This window comes from Streptomyces sp. NPDC107528 (assembly GCF_055639295.1).
On the sequence record NZ_JBVKAV010000009.1, the window covers coordinates 420,811 to 442,753 of the forward strand.

A 21,943-nucleotide genomic window follows, 5' to 3' on the forward strand; every position below is an offset into this window, starting at 1 on the left:
GGGCACACGCGCATGTGCCTGCACGCCGGTCGCGTTCGGCCCGACGTGCGGGCGCGCGGGGCGCGCGACCTGCGGGCTCTCGCACTTCGTGTCCCGTCCGGCGCGCGGGCCGCACGAGGCTCAAGAGACGTCGTTCACCAGTACGGCCGCTCCGTCGAAGCGCCCGGCCCTGAGATCCCGCAGTGCCTCGTCCGCCCGGGCGAGCGGATACGTGTGCGTCGTGGCGCGCACGGAGTGCTCGGCGGCGAGTGCCAGGAACTCACGGCCGTCCGCGCGCGTGTTGGAGGTGACGCTGCGCAGCTGTCTCTCGTAGAACAGCTCGGTCTCGTAGTGCAGTGCCGGGACGTCGGAGAGGTGGATGCCCGCGACGGCCAGGGTGCCGCCCCGGTCGAGGGCGCGCAGCGCGACCGGGACCAGCTCGCCGACCGGCGCGAACAGGATCGCGCTGTCCAGCGGCTCGGGCGGCATCTCCTGCGCGTCGCGCGCCGAGGCGGCGCCCAGATCGAGCGCCAGCTGCCGCGCGGCCGCCCCGCGCGTGAGGACGTGGACCGTGGCGCCCTCGGCCATCGCCACCTGCGCGCACAGATGGGCACTGCCCCCGAAGCCGTACAGCCCGAGCCGCCCGCCCGGTGGCAGCGCAGCGCGTCGCAGGGCGCGATACCCGATGATCCCGGCGCACAGCAGCGGCGCGCACGACACGTCGTCCAGGCCGGCGGGCAGGCGGTACGCGAACGCGGCCGGCACGGTCGTGTACTCGGCGTACCCGCCGTCGGCGTCCCAGCCGGTGTACGCCGAGGCCGGGCACAGGTTCTCGGCGCCCCGCGCGCAGTAGCCGCACGACCCGTCGGTCCGCCGCAGCCAGGCGACCCCCACCCGCTCCCCGACGCCGAAGCCCCTCACGGCCGCCCCGAACCCCGCGACCTCGCCGACGACCTCGTGCCCCGGCGTCACACCCGGCCGGTGCACCTCCAGATCACCCTCGGCGACGTGCAGATCCGTGCGGCACACCCCGCACGCCCGCACCCGCACGAGCAGCTCGTCGTCCCCCGGCACCGGCACCGGCTTCTCGACCGGCCGCAGGGACCCCGACTCGACCGGCCCCGGCTCGACCACCGACCACGCGCGCATCGTCCCGTCCGCCATACCGTGTCCCGTTCGTCGACCGGCTGCCGTCCACCCCCAGTCTGGAGCGGAACCGGGCATTCGGCGCGCGGCCGGAGGGCCGGGTGACTAGCGTAAGAATCCGGACAACTCACCGATCCGGGAGAGGGCCGCGACCATGGCCGTGAAACCTGAAGGAACGCCGATCTGGGCCGACGCGATGTTCAGTGATGTCGAGGGAGCAAAGAGCTTCTACGGCGACGTCCTGGGCTGGACCTTCGGCGAGGAGTCGACGGAGTTCGGCAACTACACCCAGGCCTACGCGAACGGCAAGGCGGCCGCCGCGGTGGTGCCGCCGATGCCCGGCCAGGAGGGCCAGTCGCAGTGGTGCCTCTACTTCGCCTCCTCCGACGCAGGCGCGAGCGCCGCCAAGATCCGTGAGAACGGCGGCGAGGTCCTGATGGAGCCGATGGCGGTCGGCGAGTTCGGCAGCATGTGCCTGGCCCGGGACCCCGGCGGTGTCGTCTTCGGTGTCTGGCAGCCCGGCACCCACAAGGGCTTCGAGACGGAGATGGATCAGCACGGCGCCTTGTGCTGGTCGGAGATCTTCACCCGCGAGCCGGAGAAGTCCGACGCCTTCTTCCCCGCCGTATTCGGCTATGGGCAGCAGCAGATGGAAGACGGGGAGATGGACTTCCGGCTCTACACCCTCGGCAAGGACAACATGGCCCTGGGCCGGATGAAGATGACGTCCGACTTCCCGCCCGACATCCCGCCGTGGATCAACGTCTACTTCAACGTCCCCGACTGCGACGACGCCGTCGCCAAGGCCACCAAACTCGGCGGAACCCTGCGCTTCGGCCCGATGACCAGCCCCTTCGGCCGGTTCGCGGCGCTGAGCGACCCGCAGGGCGCGAACTTCTCGGTGATCGACACCGGCACGACCGAGGGCGACATGCCCGAGCTCAGCGACGTCTCCTGACCGACTCCGCGATTCCGGGCACCCGGCCCGCCCATGGCATGATCGGGCACATGCTTGAACGTGTAGTGGCCGCGTGCGACGGGGCTTCCAAGGGAAACCCGGGACCGGCGGGCTGGGCCTGGGTCGTCGCCGACGAAACGGAGACCCCGGCCCGCTGGGAGGCGGGACCGCTCGGCAAGGCCACCAACAACGTCGCGGAGCTCACCGCCCTGGAACAGCTGCTCACCGCGACCGACCCGGACGTACCGCTGGAGATCCGCATGGACTCGCAGTACGCCATGAAGGCCGTCACCACCTGGCTGCCGGGCTGGAAGCGCAACGGCTGGAAGACGGCCGCCGGAAAGCCGGTCTCCAACCAGGAACTGGTCGTACGCATCGACGAACTCCTCGACGGCCGCACGGTCGAGTTCCGCTACGTCCCCGCCCACCAGGTCGACGGCGACCCCCTGAACGACTTCGCCGACCGCGCCGCCAGCCAGGCCGCCACCGTGCAGGAGTCCGCGGGCAGCGGGCTCGGCTCACCGGAGCCGCCGTCCTCCCCGGGCACCCCCAAGGCCAAGGCAGCCCCGCGCCGCAAGGCTGCCGCGCCCCGGAAGAACGGCAGCTCCTCGCGCACCATCAAGGCCAAGTTCCCCGGCCGCTGCCTCTGCGGTCGAGGCTATGCGGCGGGCGAGTCCATCGCCAAGAACCCGCAGGGCTGGGGCCACCCGGAGTGCCGGACCGCCGAGGCGTGACGACGAGCCCTGCGGGGCTCAGGCCGCGTCGAACGTGTAGTGCGCGGTGTGGTCCAGCAGGTCCGCGGGGCGTACGTCGTTCCACGGCTTCATCGTGTCGCCCAGGTCGATCACGTTGGGCGTCCCGGCGGCCGGCAGATAAGTGGAGCCGGGGTGCCGGCGCTGCCAGTCCGCCCACAGCTTGTCGATGTAGGCGTGGTGCAGCCAGAACACCGGGTCGTTGGGCGACGCGCCGGTCGCCATCTGCCCGCCGACCCACACATGCACCCGGTTGTGCAGATTGACGCCGCGCCAGCCCTCCAGGTGGTTGCGGAAGCCGTCCGAACCGCTGTTCCAGGGCGCCATGTCATACGTCGGCATGGCGAGCACGGACTCCACCTCGGCCTGCGTCGGCAGCTCACGGACGCCGGCGCCGAGCGCCCGGCGCAGAAACGTACGCCCGTCGACGCGCACATTGATCTGCCAGTTGCCGGTCGACGCCGCGAACGGCCCGTCCATCACCTGTCCGTCGCGGCTGCGCCCGGTGCCGCCGAGGAAGTCGGGCGCCCACAGCGAGGACCGTATCGAGCGGTCGCTGCTCCAGTCCCAGTACGGCAGCGCGACCGAGGCGTCCACCTCCTGCAGCGCGCGCTCGAACTCGAGCAGGAATCTGCGGTGCCAGGGCAGAAAGGACGGTGAACGGTGTCCGGTGCGCTCGCCGTTGTCGGTGTCGCCGACGATGAAGGCGTTGTGGGTCGTGACGAACTCGTCGTAGCGGCCGCTGCGCTTCAGCTCCAGGAGCGCGGAGACGAATCGCCGCTTCTCGTCGGCGGTGAGCAGGGCCTGGTTCTTACGGACGGTCATGGTCGCTGGTGCTCCAAAGTGCGGGTGGGGCTAGGCAGTTGATCGATGGACGGCCGCCCTGTCGGCGGTCGGCCGGTACTTCGGTCGGCAGGTCAGCCGGTGGGGAAGGGGAGGAGCGCGGCGCCCTGGAGTTCGTCCACGGCGGCGCGGGCCGCGGCGCGCGGCGTGGGCACCGGGTCGTAGTGGCTGACGACGCTGATCCAGCTGCCGTCGGCGTTGCGCATCACATGCAGTTCCACCTCGTCGACGAGCACGGCGTATCCGCCGCCGTGGTGAGCGTGACCGCCGCCCGAGGCCGGCCCGCCCTGTATCCGGCGGCCCTTGTAGACCTCGTCGAAGGGCGTCGGGGTCGAGGCATGGTGGTCGTGCCCGCCGGTGGACCCGGTCGGCGCGGTGGACCCGGCCGGGGTGGCGGACGCGGTGGTGGCGGTGGGGGCGGTGACCGTCTGGACACCGGCCACGGTGGCGAGGGCGGCCGCGGCGGTGAGCGCACGGCGACGGCTGAGTTCCGGCATGCGGACCTCCTGAGTTCGTTCGGCTGGGACTCCGCATGCTTATCGGGCCGGACGAGAGCGGAAGAAATCGCTCGGCAGTGGTTGGCCCCGATCCGGACAAGTAACTACATGTCGTGCAAGGTTGAATGAAGGTGATCTTGCCGCGATGGTGACCGCGAAGCCCCGGAACGGGAAATTCCTCCCCCGGTAGATCGCGTTCCGGATGGTCCTTCGCCGGCGGAGCCCGCGCGCGTGGCCCACCTCACGCGCGGAAAGTGGCGCGATCAGCAATGCCGCGGGATGGGGTGTCCGTCCTGCTACTCTGCCGAGCAGATATGGCCGATTTGAGTATTTTCAAGGGGTATGTGTGAATATCGCCTGTGTCGGTGGCGGGCCCGCCGGCCTCTACCTCTCGATCCTGCTGAAGCTGCGGGACCCGTCGCACGACATCACCGTCCACGAGCGCAATCCGGAGGGCACCACCTACGGCTGGGGTGTCACGTACTGGCGCGGACTGCTCGTCAAGCTGTACGAGCGCGACCCCGTGTCCGCTCGCGCCATCGAGGAGAGCTCGGTCCGCTGGGACGAAGGCGTCGCCCACGTCCGGGGCGTGACGGCCCGTCGGCCGAGCGACTCGGGGCACGGCATCGGCCGCCACCGGCTGCTGGAGATCCTCGCCGAACGCGCCCGGGCCCTGGGCGTACGGCTGGACTACGAGCACGAGATCACGCCGGAGAACCTTCCCGCCGCCGACCTGATCGTCGCGGGTGACGGCGTCCACAGCTCCCTGCGCACCCAGTACGCCGACCACTTCGGTACCCAGGCCAGAGCCGGGCGCAACCGCTACCTCTGGCTCGGCACCAGCAAGGTCTTCGACGCGTTCACCTTCGCCTTCGTCGAGACCGCCCACGGCTGGATCTGGTGTTACGGCTACGGCTACGGCAAGGGCTCCGGCCCGGATGCCAGCACCTGCGTCGTCGAATGCGCCCCGGAGACCTGGACCGGCCTGGGCTTCGACACCGCGAGCGAGGCCGACGGACTGGCTCTGCTGGAGAAGCTCTTCGCCGGCGTCCTCGACGGCCACCCCCTCATCGGGCGCTCAGGCCCCGACGGAAGCGACCGGTGGCGGCCCTTCCGCACCTTCGACAACCGCACCTGGCACCGCGACAACCTCGTCCTGCTCGGCGACGCCGCCCACACCACCCACTACTCCATCGGGGCCGGCACCACCCTCGCCCTGGAGGACGCCATCGCCCTCGCCGACGCGCTGCACGAGCACCCCGTCCTCCCGGAGGCGCTCGCCCACTACGAACGGGAGCGCAAGCAGGCCCTGTTGTCCATTCAGAGCGCGGCCCGCTACAGCGCCCAGTGGTACGAGAACCTGCCCCGCTACCTCCAGCTGCCCCCGGACCAGATGTTCGCCCTGCTCGGCCAGCGACACTCACCCCTGCTGCCACATCTGCCACCGCAGCTGTACTACAAGATCGACCGGGCCGCAGGGCAACTGGAGGCCATGCGCCGCCTCAAGCGCTGGCTCGGACCGAAGGTCGCACGCACCGTGCACGCCAGGGCCCTGGCGTCCCGCACCTAGGGCCTCACCGGAACAGCCGGTCGAGGAACGCGTTGCCGAACACGCCGTGCGGGTCGAGGCGGTCCAGGACGCCGGAAGCCTCGCCCCACACGCCCTCCCCGAAGGTGCCCGGTACGACCGTGCCCAGCACCTCCCCGTCGCTCCACGCGGCCTCCTTCGTATAGGCCCAGCCCTTCGACCACTCGACGCGGGTCATGGCGTACTCGCCGTCGAAGGTGCGCAGCAGGAACCGTTCGATCTGGCTCAGGAAGGCCTCCGCGTACGGCGTTCCGGGCAGCGTCAGGATGTTCAGCCAGACGGCGGTGTCCCATTCGGGACGGTCGTCGCGCGGACGGAGTGCCGACAGCAGCGGGGTCCGCGCCCCGTCCAGGCCGGCGTCGGCCGGATCGTCGAGACCGGTCACCCGGATCTCCACCGACCCGTTGACGGGGAACTGCCCCCGGTCGGCGTACGCTGCCAGACGCTCCCGGTAGAAGGCCGTGAACTCGGCCACGACGCGCTGTACTTGCGCCCGGCCGGTGAGCACCGCGTAGCCGTTCGTGGCGATCCGCAGCGTCGTCGGCCGCAGATACAGCAGCGTGTTCTTCGACGGCCCCCAGATGTCCGCCGACAGCGTCGCCACCAGTCCGAGCGCGGCCACGTCGTACTGCGCGTTGCCGAGCACCGGCGCCAGATACCAGGCCCCGTCCGACACGATGTGCCCCACCAGGTCCGCGACCGGAGTCGGGACGCTGTCGGAGAACGGGTAGTTGTACGGCCTCGTCACGCGCCGCGAGACCGGCGGCCGGGTGGGGGAGACGCTCCACACCTTCAGCCACGGGAACTCGGTGAAGGCGAACCAGATCGCCTCGACCCGCCCGGCCCGGTCCAGGTGACTCGCGAGGGTGCGTCCGTCGGTGCCGGGCGCGGCGAAGAGCTCGCGCGCCGGGATGTCCGTACGGCTGACGCAGCGAAGGTCGGTGTTCGCGCCCACGCGCAGCACGACCTCGGTCACCAGGGAGCGCCCGAGATGGGCCAGCAGAGCGGCACAGTCCGCCTCGTCACGGCCGTACGTCCGCAGCACGTACGCGCCCCTGGCGTCGTCCCAGACGACCGCCGTCAGCGACAGTACGAGATTGCTCAGCGAACCGTACGTGTGCCCGGGCAGCCGCTGTTCGCCGCGCGCCGGTACGGCGGTGCCGTGCGCGTCGACGGCCAGGGCGCCGCCCAGGGTGAGGTTGCCGGGCGCGGGCACGGCGGTGATGCCGAGACCGTGTTCCTCGAGGCGGGTGAGCAGGGCCTCCAGGGTGACGCCGGTGCCGGCGCGCACGGTCGTCGGCGACTCCACGGACAGGCCGGTGAGATGGGCGGCGGTGTCGACGAGGAGGACCGGCGCGTCCGACGGGGTGCCCTGCGTGATCGTCAGGGGCGACCAGCCGTGCGAGGCGCCCCGGGCGCGCACTCTCCAGCCGTGCCGCCAGGCCCAGTTGACGACGGCGACCGCCTGCTCCGGGCGGGCCGGTGTGCAGGCCCACAGGCCGTCGGCGGTGATCTCGCCCACCCAGTTGCGGTACGCCGAGCGGTGGAGCGCCACGTCGGCCGGGAAGTCGGGCAACTCCTGTGCCGCGGCGGCCGGATCCGCCGGCAGCAGAGTCGGTACGGCGGTCAGGGCGGCTGCCGTGCGCAGGAAGCCCCTGCGGCTGAAGTCGTCGGTCACGGGCTCACGCTAGGGACCGCCTTGACAGACACCGCCTGCCTGTCGAATTGATTCACCCGTGTGAGTGATGGATTCACAGGTAACGAGGCGGAGGGGCCTGTTCCGCGCACAGGGATGACGAGTGACACACTGACGCCATGGACGAGCGTGTAATCGGTAGGTCGGGTCAGCGGGCATCCGTCGTCGGTCTCGGTACGTGGCAGCTGGGCGCCGACTGGGGAGACGTCGACGACAAGGAAGCCCTGGCGGTGCTGGAGGCAGCGGTCGAGTCGGGAGTGACCTTCTTCGACACGGCCGACGTGTACGGCGACGGGCGCAGCGAGCAGACCATCGCCACGTTCCTGCGCGCCAGGCCCGAGCTCGACATCTTCGTGGCGACCAAGATGGGCCGCCGGGTCGACCAGATCCCCGAGAACTACGTCCTCGACAACTTCCGCACCTGGAACGACCGTTCACGGCGCAACCTCGGCGTCGACCGCCTCGACCTGGTCCAGCTGCACTGCCCGCCCACCCCCGTCTACTCGACGGACGAGGTGTTCGACGCCCTCGACACCCTGGTCGCGGAGGAGCGCATCGCCCGGTACGGCGTCAGCGTGGAGACCTGTGAGGAGGCGCTGACCGCGATCGCCCGCCCGGGTGTCGCGAGCGTGCAGATCATTCTCAACCCGTTCCGCATGAAGCCCCTGCGCGAGGTGCTGCCCGCCGCGCACGAGGCCGGCGTCGGCATCATCGCCCGGGTTCCGCTGGCCTCCGGCCTGTTGTCGGGCAAGTACACCAAGGACACCGTCTTCGCAGCGAACGACCACCGCACGTACAACCGGCACGGCGAGTCCTTCGACCAGGGCGAAACCTTCTCGGGGGTCGACTACGCCACCGGCGTCGAGGCCGCCGCAGAGTTCGCCGACCTCGCGCCGGTGGGCTACACGCCGGCCCAGCTGGCGCTGCGCTGGATCATCCAGCAGCCGGGTGTGACCACCGTGATCCCCGGCGCCCGCACACCCGAGCAGGCTCGCGCCAACGCGACCGCCGCCGCGCTGCCGGAGCTGTCCGGGGACACCCTCTCCGCGATCCGGGACCTCTACGACCGGCGGATCCAGGACCAGGTGGCGGGACGCTGGTAGCAGCGGCGCGCCGGTGGCGGTGGCTACCCGACTGCTCCCGGAACCACGCCGTTTGAGCGCTGGACGCTTCGGTTACTCGTAGCGCATGACTGAGCATGAAAGACGGACGGGGCGCGACGAGAGCGAGGAGGAGCGGGCCGACCGAATGTGGACCGACCTCCTCCAAGAGGTCCGGGTGGCCCAGATGGGCGTCCAGATCCTGTTCGGCTTCCTGCTCACCGTCGTCTTCACGACGAAGTACGACACGCTGAGCGACACCGACCAGACGATCTACATCGTGACGGTCGTGCTGGGTGCCACCGCCACCGGAGCCCTGATCGGTCCGGTCTCCCTGCACCGTTTGGTGTCGGGGCGACGCATCAAACAGCATGCCGTGCAGTGGGCCTCCCGGCTGACCCTGGTCGGCCTGCTCCTGCTCCTCGCCACGACGGCGTCCTCGCTCCTGCTCATCCTGCGGGTCGCCACCCACGACGACTACGTTCCCTGGCTGGTCACGGGCGTGGTCGTCTGGTACCTGCTGTGCTGGTTCGTGCTGCCGCTGTGGGCCCGCCGCCGCCACACGGAGTGAAGCGGCGGCGCCCCGCAGAGGTGAGCGGCTACTGCTCCCGCCCGGGGCCCGACCGGGCCCCGCGCAGGGCGGTGATGCACGTGCTGATGGCCTGCTGGAGCTCCTCCAGTTGCTGGACCATGTCGTCCTCGACGAACTCCTGCACATCGTCGAAGGTCAGCTCCTCGAAGACCTTCGTCGCCCGCTGCAGGCTGCTGTAGAACTTCGTTCGCCGCTCCTGCACGCGCAGCTCGGGATCGGCCTCCACCGTCTCGGCGACGAGGGACTTCATGGTGTCGTAGGCCTCGGTGGCCCACTCGCCGGTGTCCTGCTCGTCCTCCAGCTCGTCGATGAGCGACAGGTGCCGCTCGGCCTCCTGGCGCACGTCGACGGGCGCGTCCACGGTCTGCCCGGCCGGGGTCCTGATCTGGCCGGACTCCGCGATCTGACGGACGTAGCCGATCCGGTCGGCCGCCCGGCTCTCGGTGGCGACGGCCTTCTTGAGGTCGTCGGTACGGACGACGTCCCGCGCCAACTCGGCCTGCAGATCGGGGTCCTCGCGGACCCGGTCGAGGAGCGCCTGGCGGGCCGCGCGGGCGGTCGAGGGGTCGGCGAGGATCGCGGCGCGCAGCGCGGTGGGGTTCTCGGCGACCTCCAGCGCCTTCGTCGGGCGGATGCCCTCGGCCTCGGCGGCCTCGGTGATGGCGGTGCCCCGCTCCGAGGTGGCGCTGTTGCGGGAGACGTAGTAGCCGAGCCACACGTCGGCGTCGGGCAGCTCCACTTCCTGGCCCGGCGTGAGCGTCTCGAAGTGCGGGACGAGACCGTCGTCGGCGGCGCGGTCCCAGGCCTTGTAGTAGCGCATGACGCGGTCGGCGGAGCACCCGGCGAGTTCGGCGAACTCCTTCGCGGACACCTTCGGCGTCTCGCCCGCGCTCTGCCCGCCGGGCCGCACGCTGCGCGCCACCATCAGGCCGAAGGCCCACCCTCCGGTCCGCGCGTAGACGCCGAACTCACGCGCGTCCCGCGCGACGAGATCGGGCAACGGTGGCTGGGGCGCGGGGGACGTCTCGGGCGGGACGAACGCCAGTGTCACGGATGACTCTCCTGTGGGGGCTGCTCGGAAGGCACCGCCGGGAAGGCTCAGGTGCCGACCGGCAGCCTATGACACCCGCGGCCGACGCTCTCGCGGTCCCCGATGCCGTCCGGTGCGCGTGCGGTGCGCCTGCGCTCGTGTGCTTCAGCCGAGCGCGTCCCGCAGCGCGGGCAGCAGCGTCGACTCCGCCCAGTCGATGTACGGCCGTTGCTCCTCGCCACCGATCTGCACGAGGGCGACCTCGGTGAAGCCTGCCTCGGCGAAGGGACGGACGGCTTCCACGAAGGCATCCCCGTCGTCGCCGCACGGGATCGCGTCGGCGACGTCATCCGGCGTGACGAACCGGGTCGCTGCCTCGAAGGAGTCAGGGTGCGGCAGTTCGGCGTTGACCTTCCAGCCGCCGCCGAACCAGCGGAACTGGGAGTGGGCGCGCTTGATCGCGGTGTCCCGGTCGGGGTCGTAGCACACGGGCAGTTGCCCCACGCGCGGCTTGCCCGCGCCGCCGTGCCGGTCGAACGCCGCGAGCAGGTCGGCCTTGGGTTCCGTGGCGATCACCAGGTCGCCGAGCCGGCCCGCGAGTTCGCAGGACTGCTCGCCGGAGACGGCGATGCCGATGGGCGGCGGCTGGTCCGGCAGGTCCCACAGACGGGCCGACTCCACGTCGAAGTGCGTGCCGCGACGGTTCACATGGCCGCCCCTGAACAGCGCCCGGATGATCTCCACCGCCTCCTCGAACATCTCGTGCCGTACATCCACGGACGGCCAACCACCTCCCACGACATGTTCGTTGAGGTTCTCCCCGGAGCCGAGCCCCAGCCGGAACCGGCCCTCGGACAGCAGTTGCATCGTGGCCGCCTTCTGCGCGACCACCGCCGGGTGGTAACGGAACGTCGGACATGTCACGTAGGTCATCAGCGGAATCCGCGACGTGGCCTGGGCGGCCGCGCCCAGGAGACTCCACGCGTACGGAGAGTGACCCTGCGAACGCAGCCACGGAAAGTAGTGGTCCGAGGTCACAGAGAAGTCGAAGCCGGCTTCCTCGGCGCGAACCAGATGGTCCACCAGGTCACGAGGGGAGGCCTGCTCGGTCATCATCGTGTATCCGATCTGCACCATGCGGCCCGAGTCCCCGGACACGGGTGGTGAAAACGGGATCGACGGGACGGACGGGACGGCGTCCGGAGTCCGGGCGCGAATGCCTCTGTCATCGCCACGGAATCGGAGAGGATGCTCGCATGAGTGTTCGCCCGTTGCCTTCGAGCACGCCCGCCGCCCAGGGCGTCGACGCCTCCGGTGTCCTCGCCTTCCTCGACGCCCTCGACGCCGCCCCCGACATCGAGCCGCACAGCCTGATGATCCTGCGCCACGACCGGCTCGTCGCCTCCGGCTGGTGGGCGCCGTACACCCCCGAACGCCCGCACCTGCTCTACTCGATCAGCAAGAGCTTCACCGCGACCGCCGCCGGGATCGCCGCCGGCGAGGGCCTGATTCGGCTCGACGATCCGGTGATCTCGTACTTCCCCGAGCTCGACGCCGACATCACCGATCCGCGCAGCCGCGCGATGCTGGTCCGGCATGTGGCGTCCATGGCCAGTGGGCACGAGACCGACGCATTCGACGAGGCGCGGGCCCGGGACCGAGAGGACCTCGTCCGCGGGTTCCTGCTGGTGCCGCCGCCCCGCGATCCGGGCACGTTCTTCGCCTACAACCAGCCCGCCACCTTCACCCTGTCCGCCATCGTCCAGCGTGTGAGCGGCCAGTCGCTGACCGAGTATCTCCGGCCGCGTCTACTCGACCCGCTCGGCATCGGCGAGATCGCGTGGCTGCGCTACCGCGGCGGCCCCGAGCTCGGCTTCAGCGGACTGCACGCCACCACCGACGCGATCGCCAGGCTGGGCCTGCTGTATCTGCGGGGCGGGGTGTGGGACGGCCGGCGGCTGCTCCCCGAATGGTGGGTGGCCGAGGCCACGCGCCCGCAGATCTCGAACTCCGGATTCATGCCCGGGGACGACTGGCAGCGGGGATACGGCTTCAAGTTCTGGATGTCCCGGCACGGCTACCGCGGCGACGGCGCGTTCGGTCAGTTCTGTCTGGTGCTGCCCGAGCAGGACGTCGTGATCGCGACGACCGCGGACACCTGGAACATGCAGGCTCTGCTGAACCTGGTCTGGGAGCATCTGCTGCCCGCGTTCCGCCCCGCGCCCCTGACGGGAGGCGAGGCGGCGGACGCGGCCCTGGCCGAGCGGCTGGCGGGCCTGGCGCTGCCGCCCGCTGCCGGTGAGCCCGCACCGCCCCAGGGGGCCGAGGCATGGTCCGCCGCCGCCTTCACCCCGGACGGCGATGCCGGCGGGAACCTGGCCAGGCTGAGCGCGATCGACCTCACGCCGGAAGGAGACGGCTGGGCCCTGACGCTCACCGAGGACGACCACCCGTTTCGGCTGCGGCTCGGGGAGCGCGGCTGGAGCGTCACCGAGGGGCCGGTGCCAACCGCGGTCAGCGGCGGCTGGACCGACGCGGACACCCTCGTCATGGACATCGCCTTCCTGGAGACCCCGCACCACCTGGACGTGACGTGTTCGCTCAAGGACCGGACGTTCACGGCGCGTTGGCGGACCGAACCGCTGCACCGCCTGCCGCTGCGGGCGATGTGCGCACCCCGAGTGCCGGTCTGATCAGGCTTCGGGCACCCGGAAGGTCCGCAGGACGGTGTCCAGGGCCTCCTGGTTGCCGGCGTCGTTCCAGTCGCCCGCCGGGGTCGTCCAGCGCAACGAGTAGCCGAGGTGGTCGCCGATGAGGAAGCCACGGCCGAAAGTGCGCACCCGCGTGTCGTCCACGTCGGCGAGCCACTGGATGTCGGCGGCCTTGTAACCCTGGTACGAGGTCGCCTCGATGTCGCCGATGCGTTCGTAGTCGGCGGCGGACTGCTTCAGCCCGGGCTCGACGTCGTCGCGCCATACGGCGACGGGGTCCGGGCCGACGCGTTCGCTGTAGGTGACAGCGAGGGTACGCGGATCGCCCTCCGCGCCGAACACGACCCGGTACGCCAGGTCCGAGGCGCGCGTGGTGCTCAGGGGTTTCCAGTCCTCGGGCAGGGCCAGGGAGAAGCCCTCCGGCGAGGTGTACGTCCGGAAGCCCGAGGGCAGCCCCGTGTCCGAGGGGGACGCGGTGGGCGATGCGGTCTCCGGCGCGCTCTTCGTGGGGGAGGCCGTGGGTTCCTTCGTGGGGGAAGCGGTCGGAGCCGGAGTCGTGGGCTGCTCGGCGGAGGCCGACGGGCTGGGTGCCGTACCGGCCGCCGAGGGGTCCGAGTCGTCGGACCGGTCGCTGGTCACCACCAGGACGGCCGCGGCTACCGTGACGACGGCGAGCGCGGTGCCGACGATCATGGCGCGTCTGCCCCAGCCCGGTCCGACGGCGTACAGACCGCGCAGCCGGGGGCGCGGCTCGGCCGGCATGGGCGTCGCGGGATCCTCGTTGAGGACGCGCACGAACGCCTCGCGGACCACGGGTCGGCTCAGCCGCTCCCGGGAGTCCTTGCGCAGGAGTCCCTGCACGGCCTGGGTGAGCGGTCCGGCACGCACCGGGGCGCGCAGCGGAAGCCGGTCCACGCCCTTCAACGTCGCCTCGGGCCGGTCCCGTTCGCGGTACGGCGGGCGCCCCTCGACCATGGCGTAGAGGATCGCGCCGAGCGCCCACAGGTCGGACGCAGGTCCGATGCGCTCGTCGCGGGCCTGCTCCGGTGAGGCGTACGACGGCGCGGCGACCCGGGGCGCAAGGGTCGCTCCGGCCAGCCCGAAGCCGGTGACCACCACGGTGCCGTCGCCGCGCACGAACACCTGGCCGGGGCTCAGTTCGCCGTGCGTGATGCCGGCGACGTGTGCCGCTTCCAGGACGTCGAGCAGTTCGAGACCGATGCGGGCGGCCCGCACATAGTTGAACGTGCCCTGCTGGGTGAGGAGTTCACCGAGAGGCGTGCCGTCGATCCACTCGGTGACGATCCACAGGTTCCCGGCGTCCTCGACGGCGTCCACGACCGTGGCGACCGCGCCGGGGCGCAGCAGCCCCATCTGCTCGGACGTGCGCAGGATACGCGAGGTGGCCCGGCGCCTGTCGTCCGGGCTCGGTGCGGCGGGCAGCCCGATCTGCGTGAGAAGGAACGGGCGTTCGGTCTCGATGTCCTCGCCGTAGTAGCTGACGCGGTTCGTCTCGCTGTGCACGACATCGACGAGCCGGTACCTCCCGGCGACCAACTCGGATGTGGAGACGCGCGCCTTGACCATGGTCATCCCTCGCTGAACCCCTGATTCTCATTTCTCACAGGAAGTACGAGAGACGGGACAGGAAGCGTTCAACGAAAACCTCAACTAAAGGGCCGTTCCTTTCGTTTGGTTCTTACGCGTGAGTAACCTGACGAATAAGTAAGGAATTCGAGACGGCGTTTCAGTGAACCCCGAAATCCGCCGCCCAGCGCAGCACATCCCCGGTTGTCGCGTTGCCCCCGCACACCACCAGCCCGAGCCGCGCGCCGTCCCCGACCCGTTCCAGGACGCGCCGGGCCGCGGGCAGCAGACAGCCGGCGGCCGGCTCGGTCCACAGCTTGGCGTGCTCGGCGAGGTCGAGCACGCCCCGCACCGCCTCCCGGTCCGGGACCACGAGCACCTCGTCGACCAGGGCGGACACATGCTCGTACGTCAGCCGGGACGCGGCCGGTGCGCACAACGTGGAGACGATCGACGACAGCGCCACCGGCACCGGCCCGCCCGCCGCCAGTGCTTCGGACATCGCCTCGGCTCCCTCGGTCTCCACGCCCCAGATCCGTACGTCCGGACGGCGGGCCCGCAGCGCGACCGCGACGCCGGAGATGAGTCCACCGCCCCCGACGCTGACGATCACGTCCGTGAGCTCACCGGCGTCGTCGGCGAACTCCAGCCCGACGGTGCCCTGGCCGGCCATCACCAGCGGATCGTCGAACGGATGGACGAGGGTCAGTCCCTCGTCCCGCAGCCGTGTGACAAGGAGAACGCTCCGTCCATGTCGTCGGTCAGCCGCACGGACGCTCCGGCCCCGCGGGCGATCTCCACGGCGCCGTCCGGCGCCGAACGCGGCATCACGACGGTCGCCTTCACGTCGAGGACGGCGGCCGTCATCGCGAGGGCGATTCCGTGGTTGCCGCCGCTGACCGCCACGACCCCGGCCGCGCGCTGGGCCTGAGTCAGCGACAGCAGCTTCGCCGTCGCCCCGCGGGCCTTGAACGAGCCGGTGCGCTGCAGCAGTTCGAGCTTGGCCGTCACCGGGACGCCGAGCAGGGCCGACAGGCCGGGGCTGGGCACGGTCGGCGTGTGGACGACGTGGCCGGCGATGAGGTCGGCCGCGGCTTCGACGTCGGAGATCCCGATCAAGGCAGTCACCCTTCCGGCGTGGGGCGGGGGTCCACGCCGTTGGCACCCTGACGCGCGAGCCGACGCCGGTCAACTCGGGCTCGCCGCGGGCTCCGCAATGTCCGACGATCACCGCGCCGCTTGGAGCCGGGCCCTCACGGGTCGCGTCGTACCAGGATGTCGAGCAGCGTCCGCAGCTCCCCGGCGGGACCGGCCTTCAGTAGTGCGTCGGCCTGAGGGGGCTCAGCTGGGGTCACATGACGTTGGTCAACGTGGGCTCGCTGCGGGCGCCACGATGACTCGACGATCGCCGCCGCGTTTGGGGCCGGGCCCTCACAGGTCGCGTCGTACCAGGATGTCGAGCAGCGTCCGCAGCTCCCTGGCGGGACGGGCCTTCAGTGGTGCGTCGGCCTGAGGGGGCTCAGCTGCGGTCACAGACGTTGGTCAACGTGGGCTCGCCGCGGGCGCCACGATGACTCGACGATCGCCGCCGCGTTTGGGGCCGGGCCCTCACAGGTCGCGTCGTACCAGGAAGTCGAGCAGCGTCCGCAGCTCCCCGGCGGGACCGGCCTTCAGTGGTGCGTCGGCCAGAGCGGCCTCCACGGCGGTCACATGGCGACGGGCCTCCGCGAGCGCTGCCGAGCGGCCGCCTGCTTCATCGATCAGCGAGGCCACCTCGGCGGGGTCGGCGGGCGACTCCAGGAGGGCGGCGAGACGCCCGCCGGCGGGCGAGTCGAGCGCGGCCAGTACGGGGAACGTCTTCTTGCCCTCCCGCAGATCGCCGTACACCGGCTTGCCGGTGACGGCCGGGTCGCCCCAGATGCCCAGCAGATCGTCGACCACCTGGAAGGCGATGCCCAGGTGCCGGCCCGCCCGGTCGAATGCGGCGACGGTCGAGGGCGGCGCACCGCCGAGCAGGGCGCCCAGCGCGGCCGCACAGCCCAGCAGGGCGCCCGTCTTGTGCTCGGCCATGGTCCGGTACTCATCGGGCCGCACGCGTTCCGGCCCCGTCCACGGACGCGTGGCGAACAGCAGGTCGTCCGCCTGCCCGCGCACCAGGTCCTGCAACGCCACGGACAGCAGCCGTACGGCCCGCGGGCCCGCCGGTGCGGCGGCCAGCGTCTCGACGGCGAGCGCGAACAGCGCGTCACCCGCGAGGACAGCGGGTCCCGTGCCGTACGCCTTCCACACGGTGGGGCGGCGGCGCCGGGACGTGTCGCCGTCCATGATGTCGTCGTGCAGCAGGGAGAAGGCGTGCACCAGCTCCACCGCGACCGCCCCGGGCACCGCGAGCCGCCCGGGCGCACCGGCCGCCTCGGCCCCGAGCACGGTCAGCGCCTGCCGTACGCCCTTCCCGCCGGAGGCTGCGGCGGGCGCGCCGCCCACCTCGCACCAGCCGAAGGAGTACGCGGCCATCTCACCGACCCACGGATGTGTCCGCTCCACGGCCTCCCGCAGTGCGGGCCGCACCAACGCGCCGCAGCGGTCGAGGACTTGGCGGGCGTCGGGTGGAGGAGCCTGAACCGACGAAGTGTGCTGCTGGAGGCCGGACGGAGTTCGCAGAGCAGAAGGGGACGCCGTCACCGTACGACCCCCGCCCCGGCGCCCGCCATGGCATCCTCGCCGACGCCGAACTCCTCCTGCGCCCGCGCCACCATCTCCCGCGCGTGCCGCAGCCCGATCCGCTCCAGCACACCGGCCAGCTCGGCCAGTTCGGCGCCGGTCTCGGCACGGTCGCGCCCCAGCTGGGCCCGCGACTTGGCCAGCCCCAGCCGGGACAGCGCCTCCCCGCGCGGCTCGCTCATGGCACGGAACTCGGCCAGCGCCTGCTCGTACAGGTCCAGGGCCTCGGCGTAACGCCCGGCGCGGTAGAGGACGTTGCCGCGCATCTTGTGGTTGTAGGCCAGCGCGCTGGACAACTTCATCGCCCGGCACGTGGTCTCCGCCTCGGACAGCAGGGCTAGTGCCCGTTCCGTGTCGCCGTCGCGCACGGAGACGACGTCGGCGAGCCCGCGCAGCGCCCAGGCGTGGCCACGCCGGTCCTCGGCGCCCGCGGCGATCTCCGCCGCCTCCTCGAACAGGGCGTACGCGGTGTCGTACGAGCCGGTGTTGCGGTGGATCTGGGCGATGCCCTCCAATGCCCACACGGTGTGCCGCGCCTCGCCGCGCCGCCGCGCCTCGGCCAGCAACTGCTCGTGCAGCCGGTGGACGGCGTCGTAGTCGCCCTGGATGCGGCCGGTCTCGGCGAGCCCGGCCAGGGAGTAGCCGCGTACGACGATGTCGCCGCCGCGCTCGCCGAAGTCCGCCGCGAGCTGAAGCAGCCGCCGGGCCAGCGGGAACGCCCCGCGCTGTCGCGCCAGCGTGCCGCCGCTCCACAGCGCCCAGGCCATCGCCGCGGTGTCGTCGGCCTCCCGGGCGGCGCGGTAGCTCGCCTTCCACGCCCGGTCCGCGTCCCCGATCTGCCCCAGCCGGCGGTGCGCCTCGGCGACCGCGAGCCCTGAACGTGCCGCCTCGCCGTGCTGCCCTGCCTGCTCGGCCGCTCTCAACTGCTCGGTGCCGGCGGCCAGTACGTCGGTCAGCGAGGAGTTCACGGACAGCTTGGTCAGGGCTCCCTGATACTCCGGGGCGAATGCCTTGCCGTACATCGATGCCTCTCGATCGATATACACACCATCTCTACTCTCCGTGTATACGCGGTGCGTATACGTGATGGGTATACATGGTGTGTATAGAGCGTTGAAAACGGGCCCTGGCCGGAAAGGGCGGCCAGGGCTTCACTTGTTGTCGATCAAGACGTCGGCAAGGCGGATGGGGTTGCTCGTGAGGCGCAGATCACCTCACGAGGGCGGTATCAGTGCTGCTGGGACTTCTGCGGGGTCACCTCGCTCGGCCGCACGACGACATGGCCCTGGCCCTGCAGCATCAGCTGCACGGCCTCCCCGGAACCGCCGCGCAGCATCGAGCCGAGGGACTGCGAGCGGTGCAGCGACGTGTCCAGGCCCGCGGTCCACCCGACGACGGCGTCCGTGTCCACGTACACCGGGTACTGCGGCGAGACCGGGATGACCAGCGGATTGCCCTCACACACCAGGCCCAGCCTGCCCTGCCCCGTGAAGACGCTGTTGAACAGGCCGCCGCCGGTGATGCCGGCGCCCTTCACCGTCGCTATCCGGTACGACAACGAGGCGTCGAAACACAGGACGTTGCGGCCGTTGACCGTGAACTCGTCGCCGGGGTCGACGTCGACGACGAAGCAGTTCTGCGCCTCGTGCGCGAACCAGGCTTCGCCCTGCCCGCGCACCGCCATCAGCGGCAGCCCCTCACCGGTCACCGCCCGCTTGAGCATGCCGCCCATGCCCTGGCCCTTGCGCTCGAACTGGAGGTTGCCGCGGTAGGCGACCATCGCGCCCTGACGGGCGTGCATCTCGCCGTTCACCGCGTACTTGATGCATTTGGCGTTCTCGATCGTCATGCCCGGCGCCGTGGCGGGCTGGACCATGTGCTCGTTGGAAAAGAGGTCACCCTTCATGCGGGCATCGTGTCCCGGAGGCTGCCGTTCTGCCTAGATCGCGGCGTGTCGGATTCCGCGGGCCGTCAGGCGCCGAAGAGTTGGGTCCAGTACGTGCCGGCGGGCCCGCCGCCCGCGAAGCCGATCCCTATGTGGGTGAAGTCGCGCTTGAGGATGTTGGCGCGATGACCCGGGCTGTTCATCCAGCCCTCCACGACCTCGGCGGGGGAGCGCTGGCCGCACGCGATGTTCTCGCCGATCGAGCGCATGCGGGAGCCCACGGCGGCCGCCCGGTCCCAGGGTTGGCTGCCCTCGGGCGAGGTGTGGGAGTAGAACGCACGGGCCGCCATGTCGGCGCTGTAGGCCTGCGCCGCGGTGCCGAGCGCGGGATCGACGGCGAGGGGACGCAGCCCGGCCCGGGCCCGCTCCCGGTTGGTGAGGTCGACGACCTCGGTCGCCGTGCGGGCCAGGTCGCCGGGACCCAACGGCCTGGCCCACAGCGCCGTCCAGTACGTGTCGCCCGAGCGGCCGCCCGTGACGTGCGCCAGCGCGGCGTGGGTGTAGGCCGGGTCGTGCAGGGTGCGGCGGGGCTGTTCGGCGCGCAGGCAATAGGCGACGAACTCGGCGGGGGTGCGCGGGCCGGAGACCAGGTGCTCGCCGACGGTGAGATACGCGTACCCGGCGCCGGTGATGCGCTGGTACACGGAGACGCCGTCGCGGCCCTCGACACCGAGTTGTCCCGCCGCTGCCATGGCGGAGGCGTGGGCCTGCGCGGCGGAGACCAGCCGGGCGTCGAAGGTGACGGGCGGTGAACCGGCACTGGCGCGCGCGGAGTTGACCAGGCCGAGGAAGCCGTCGCGATCGGGGGAGGGGGCGTGCGGGGCGGTGACGGCGGACAGGGTGTGCATCGCGGACCGGGCCGCCGGTCCGGCCGGAGCGATCGCTGCGGGTGCCGTGGCGACCGGGGTCGGCCTCGCGTCCTCGACGACGTCCACACCGAAGTCGCGCGCCAGCCCCGCCAGCCCGTCCGCGTACCCCTGCCCCAGCGCCCGCAGCTTCCAGCCGTCGCCACGCCGGTAGATCTCCGCGAGCAGCAGCAAGGTCTCCTGCCGTGGGCGCGGTGGGGCGAACCGGGCGATCGCGCGGCCGCCCGGACCGCTGACGTGGAGCACGGGGGCCGGCAGGCGGCCCAGGGGAGTGCCCGGGTCGGCAGGGCTGACGACCACCGTGACCCGGGTGGCCCCGGGGCGCAGGCGTGGCGGGTCGACGGTCAGGGTGTCGCCCTGGAGCCGGGCGCCCGCCGCGGACGGCTGGTTGTAGAACACGAAGTCGGCATCGCCGCGGACCTTGCCGCTGTCGTCGGTGACCAGCGCGGACACGTCGAAGGGACCGGGCACCCGGACGGTCACGCTGCCGCCCGGGAGGGGCAGATTGCCCCCGGGAACCAACTCGCTCATCGGGCCGTCCTGGTGGGTCGTTCGAGATCCGGTGGGGATGCCGGTGGTGTTGTCCTGGAAACGTCCACCGGATCTCGCGGGTTCCCGCCCCGCCCGCGTCCTCAGCCCGCGTTCGGGCCCAGCGGGAGCCGGATCCCGGGTTCGATGTCCTCGTGCCGTTCGACTACGGCGGCACGCTTCTGCGGCTTCGTCCGCTTGCCGCAGAACGCGGACTCCAGGGTGCCCATCATGGAGTTGAGGACCGTGCCGTTGTTGGAGGTGTTCGCGAGCGCGGCGAGGCTGCGCCTGCCGTCCTTGGAGGCGAACGCGTACGTGTAGTAGCCCTGCACGGCGCCTGTGTGGCCGTACACGGAGACCCCGCACGACAGATCGCGGCGCCGCAGCCCGAGCCCGTACGACTGCACGCCGCCCGCCGGTACCCAGCGCTGCATCTGGGCGAGCTGCGCCCGGGAGGTGAGCCGGCCGCCGAGCAGGGCCGACAGGAATGTGTTGAGGTCCCGCGTGCTGGAGATGACCGCGCCCGCGCTCTGCGCCCAGGACGCCGTCTGCGCGGTGGCGTCGACGAGCGCCGCGCCGGCCGTGTCCGGCGTGAGATAGCCGCGGGTGTGCCGGCCGGGGATCTTCGTGCCGGGGTGCACGTAGAAGGTGTCGCGCAGCTTCAGCGGTTCGATGATCCGGTTCCGGTACTCGGTGCCCACGGAGTGCCCGGTCAGCTTCTCGATGAGCATCCCGGCGACGACGAAGTTGGTGTTGGAGTAGGAGTACGCGCCGCCCGGCTTCGTGGTCCGTGCCTTGCTCAGGGACCGGTTCACCAGCTGCCGGTAGGTGAACACCTTCGTACGGACCGCCTCGAAGCCGGGAACCGTCCGCGCGAACATCTCGTTGGTGTAGTCGTACAGGCCGCTGCGGTGGCTGAGCACATGCCGGACCGTGATGCCGTCGTCGGGCAGCAGCCCCGGCAGATAGCGGTTGACCGGGGCGTCCAGCTTGAGCCGCTTCTCCTCGGCCAGTTGCAGCAGGACGACGGCCGAGAAGGTCTTCGTGACGCTGCCGATGCGGAACCGGTCGGCGTTGTTGATGGCCCGGCCCGACTTGCGGTCGGCGACGCCCACGGCCGCCCAGTGGGCCGTGCCGCCGTCGTCGAGGCGCGCGATCGCGCCGGGTGCGCCCTGCCGCCGCGCCGTGCGCAGGACGTTCCAGATGCCGTCCACGTCCGGGGCGGGCAGGGCGGCTGCCTTGGCGTCGACCGCGGCGGCGCCGGGTTGCCCGGGCGCGGCGTGGGCGGGAACCACCAGGAGCGACATCACGGCCGCCGCCACCGCCGTACCTCTGACCACCGTTGCTGAGACCATCCGGATTCCTCACGTTTCTGTCGATGTGCTGCTCATACGAGAACGATCA

Annotated in this window: 18 protein-coding genes and 1 pseudogene; 6 read left to right on the top strand and 13 right to left on the bottom strand. The window is 71.4% G+C overall.

Annotated elements, in window-relative coordinates; all coding sequences use genetic code 11:
* Positions 1 to 120: 120 nt before the first annotated feature.
* Complete coding sequence (locus ACZ7L5_RS29095; protein WP_471520210.1) at positions 121 to 1,128, bottom strand: zinc-binding alcohol dehydrogenase family protein; 1,008 nt, start codon at positions 1,126 to 1,128, stop codon at positions 121 to 123.
* A 151-nt stretch (positions 1,129 to 1,279) separates the two neighbouring features.
* Between ACZ7L5_RS29095 and ACZ7L5_RS29100 the strand changes: the two genes are divergently transcribed.
* A complete protein-coding gene (locus tag ACZ7L5_RS29100; protein ID WP_471520100.1) occupies positions 1,280 to 2,083 on the top strand; it encodes a VOC family protein in 804 nt (267 codons plus the stop codon).
* Between the two features lie 38 nt (positions 2,084 to 2,121).
* Positions 2,122 to 2,817: a ribonuclease H family protein gene (locus ACZ7L5_RS29105; protein WP_471520102.1), complete on the top strand. Its 696-nt coding sequence runs from the start codon at positions 2,122 to 2,124 to the stop codon at positions 2,815 to 2,817.
* Positions 2,818 to 2,835: 18 nt separating this feature from the next.
* Here ACZ7L5_RS29105 and melC2 read toward each other — a convergent pair whose 3' ends face one another.
* The gene (gene melC2, locus ACZ7L5_RS29110; RefSeq protein WP_471520104.1) at positions 2,836 to 3,660 is read right to left on the bottom strand and encodes a tyrosinase MelC2; all 825 of its coding nucleotides are present in this window, start codon (positions 3,658 to 3,660) and stop codon (positions 2,836 to 2,838) included.
* A 92-nt stretch (positions 3,661 to 3,752) separates the two neighbouring features.
* Positions 3,753 to 4,175, bottom strand: a complete 423-nt coding sequence (gene melC1 / locus ACZ7L5_RS29115; RefSeq protein WP_471520106.1) for an apotyrosinase chaperone MelC1 — start codon at positions 4,173 to 4,175, stop codon at positions 3,753 to 3,755.
* A gap of 346 nt (positions 4,176 to 4,521) precedes the next feature.
* Here melC1 and ACZ7L5_RS29120 point away from each other — a divergent pair, with 346 nt between their 5' ends.
* Positions 4,522 to 5,745 carry an FAD-dependent monooxygenase gene (locus tag ACZ7L5_RS29120; protein ID WP_471520108.1) on the top strand — a complete coding sequence of 408 codons (1,224 nt, stop codon included), beginning with the start codon at positions 4,522 to 4,524 and terminating at the stop codon, positions 5,743 to 5,745.
* A 4-nt stretch (positions 5,746 to 5,749) separates the two neighbouring features.
* On the opposite strand, the gene ACZ7L5_RS29125 is transcribed toward ACZ7L5_RS29120, so the two are convergent.
* Complete coding sequence (locus ACZ7L5_RS29125) at positions 5,750 to 7,441, bottom strand: cholesterol oxidase substrate-binding domain-containing protein (protein ID WP_471520110.1); 1,692 nt, start codon at positions 7,439 to 7,441, stop codon at positions 5,750 to 5,752.
* 137 nt (positions 7,442 to 7,578) lie between these two features.
* Between ACZ7L5_RS29125 and ACZ7L5_RS29130 the strand changes: the two genes are divergently transcribed.
* Together ACZ7L5_RS29130 and ACZ7L5_RS29135 are read left to right on the top strand one after the other, a co-directional pair.
* Positions 7,579 to 8,562, top strand: coding sequence for an aldo/keto reductase (locus ACZ7L5_RS29130; RefSeq protein WP_471520112.1), 984 nt, complete (start codon positions 7,579 to 7,581; stop codon positions 8,560 to 8,562).
* 85 nt (positions 8,563 to 8,647) lie between these two features.
* Entirely contained in the window at positions 8,648 to 9,130 is a 483-nt protein-coding gene (locus tag ACZ7L5_RS29135; RefSeq protein ID WP_471520114.1) for a DUF6328 family protein, read from the top strand.
* Between the two features lie 28 nt (positions 9,131 to 9,158).
* Here ACZ7L5_RS29135 and ACZ7L5_RS29140 read toward each other — a convergent pair whose 3' ends face one another.
* Complete coding sequence (locus ACZ7L5_RS29140; RefSeq protein WP_471520116.1) at positions 9,159 to 10,202, bottom strand: hypothetical protein; 1,044 nt, start codon at positions 10,200 to 10,202, stop codon at positions 9,159 to 9,161.
* Positions 10,203 to 10,346: 144 nt separating this feature from the next.
* Positions 10,347 to 11,318 (bottom strand): LLM class F420-dependent oxidoreductase, encoded by a 972-nt coding sequence (locus ACZ7L5_RS29145; RefSeq protein ID WP_471520118.1) that lies wholly within the window; start codon positions 11,316 to 11,318, stop codon positions 10,347 to 10,349.
* Between the two features lie 119 nt (positions 11,319 to 11,437).
* On the opposite strand from ACZ7L5_RS29145, the gene ACZ7L5_RS29150 reads away from it, so the two are divergent.
* Positions 11,438 to 12,874 carry a serine hydrolase domain-containing protein gene (locus ACZ7L5_RS29150; protein ID WP_471520120.1) on the top strand — a complete coding sequence of 479 codons (1,437 nt, stop codon included), beginning with the start codon at positions 11,438 to 11,440 and terminating at the stop codon, positions 12,872 to 12,874.
* On the opposite strand, the gene ACZ7L5_RS29155 is transcribed toward ACZ7L5_RS29150, so the two are convergent.
* From ACZ7L5_RS29155 to ACZ7L5_RS29185, 7 genes and pseudogenes are all read right to left on the bottom strand, one after another.
* Positions 12,875 to 14,485: a serine/threonine protein kinase gene (locus ACZ7L5_RS29155; protein WP_471520122.1), complete on the bottom strand. Its 1,611-nt coding sequence runs from the start codon at positions 14,483 to 14,485 to the stop codon at positions 12,875 to 12,877. It lies immediately after the preceding gene.
* 154 nt (positions 14,486 to 14,639) lie between these two features.
* Positions 14,640 to 15,598, bottom strand: a pseudogene (locus ACZ7L5_RS29160) (threonine/serine dehydratase).
* Positions 15,599 to 16,087: 489 nt separating this feature from the next.
* Entirely contained in the window at positions 16,088 to 17,023 is a 936-nt protein-coding gene (locus ACZ7L5_RS29165) for a polyprenyl synthetase family protein (RefSeq protein WP_471520124.1), read from the bottom strand.
* A 134-nt stretch (positions 17,024 to 17,157) separates the two neighbouring features.
* On the bottom strand, positions 17,158 to 18,222 hold the full coding sequence (locus tag ACZ7L5_RS29170; RefSeq protein ID WP_471520211.1) for a tetratricopeptide repeat protein: 1,065 nt from the start codon (positions 18,220 to 18,222) through the stop codon (positions 17,158 to 17,160).
* 206 nt (positions 18,223 to 18,428) lie between these two features.
* Positions 18,429 to 19,106 (bottom strand): AIM24 family protein, encoded by a 678-nt coding sequence (locus tag ACZ7L5_RS29175; protein WP_471520126.1) that lies wholly within the window; start codon positions 19,104 to 19,106, stop codon positions 18,429 to 18,431.
* A 65-nt stretch (positions 19,107 to 19,171) separates the two neighbouring features.
* Positions 19,172 to 20,542: a CAP domain-containing protein gene (locus ACZ7L5_RS29180; RefSeq protein ID WP_471520128.1), complete on the bottom strand. Its 1,371-nt coding sequence runs from the start codon at positions 20,540 to 20,542 to the stop codon at positions 19,172 to 19,174.
* A 101-nt stretch (positions 20,543 to 20,643) separates the two neighbouring features.
* The gene (locus ACZ7L5_RS29185; RefSeq protein ID WP_471520130.1) at positions 20,644 to 21,894 is read right to left on the bottom strand and encodes a serine hydrolase domain-containing protein; all 1,251 of its coding nucleotides are present in this window, start codon (positions 21,892 to 21,894) and stop codon (positions 20,644 to 20,646) included.
* Positions 21,895 to 21,943: the final 49 nt, after the last annotated feature.

What these genes read in the sequence shown, in the direction of transcription:
- ACZ7L5_RS29095 (WP_471520210.1), bottom strand. Translation starts at nt 1,128, where the DNA reads ATGCGCGCGTGGTCGGTGGTCGAGCCGGGGCCGGTCGAGTCGGGGTCC.
- ACZ7L5_RS29100 (WP_471520100.1), top strand. Translation starts at nt 1,280, where the DNA reads ATGGCCGTGAAACCTGAAGGAACGCCGATCTGGGCCGACGCGATGTTC.
- ACZ7L5_RS29105 (WP_471520102.1), top strand. Translation starts at nt 2,122, where the DNA reads ATGATCGGGCACATGCTTGAACGTGTAGTGGCCGCGTGCGACGGGGCT.
- melC2 (WP_471520104.1), bottom strand. Translation starts at nt 3,660, where the DNA reads ATGACCGTCCGTAAGAACCAGGCCCTGCTCACCGCCGACGAGAAGCGG.
- melC1 (WP_471520106.1), bottom strand. Translation starts at nt 4,175, where the DNA reads ATGCCGGAACTCAGCCGTCGCCGTGCGCTCACCGCCGCGGCCGCCCTC.
- ACZ7L5_RS29130 (WP_471520112.1), top strand. Translation starts at nt 7,579, where the DNA reads ATGGACGAGCGTGTAATCGGTAGGTCGGGTCAGCGGGCATCCGTCGTC.
- ACZ7L5_RS29135 (WP_471520114.1), top strand. Translation starts at nt 8,648, where the DNA reads ATGACTGAGCATGAAAGACGGACGGGGCGCGACGAGAGCGAGGAGGAG.
- ACZ7L5_RS29145 (WP_471520118.1), bottom strand. Translation starts at nt 11,318, where the DNA reads ATGGTGCAGATCGGATACACGATGATGACCGAGCAGGCCTCCCCTCGT.
- ACZ7L5_RS29150 (WP_471520120.1), top strand. Translation starts at nt 11,438, where the DNA reads ATGAGTGTTCGCCCGTTGCCTTCGAGCACGCCCGCCGCCCAGGGCGTC.
- ACZ7L5_RS29155 (WP_471520122.1), bottom strand. Translation starts at nt 14,485, where the DNA reads ATGACCATGGTCAAGGCGCGCGTCTCCACATCCGAGTTGGTCGCCGGG.
- ACZ7L5_RS29170 (WP_471520211.1), bottom strand. Translation starts at nt 18,222, where the DNA reads ATGTACGGCAAGGCATTCGCCCCGGAGTATCAGGGAGCCCTGACCAAG.
- ACZ7L5_RS29175 (WP_471520126.1), bottom strand. Translation starts at nt 19,106, where the DNA reads ATGAAGGGTGACCTCTTTTCCAACGAGCACATGGTCCAGCCCGCCACG.
- ACZ7L5_RS29180 (WP_471520128.1), bottom strand. Translation starts at nt 20,542, where the DNA reads ATGAGCGAGTTGGTTCCCGGGGGCAATCTGCCCCTCCCGGGCGGCAGC.
- ACZ7L5_RS29185 (WP_471520130.1), bottom strand. Translation starts at nt 21,894, where the DNA reads ATGGTCTCAGCAACGGTGGTCAGAGGTACGGCGGTGGCGGCGGCCGTG.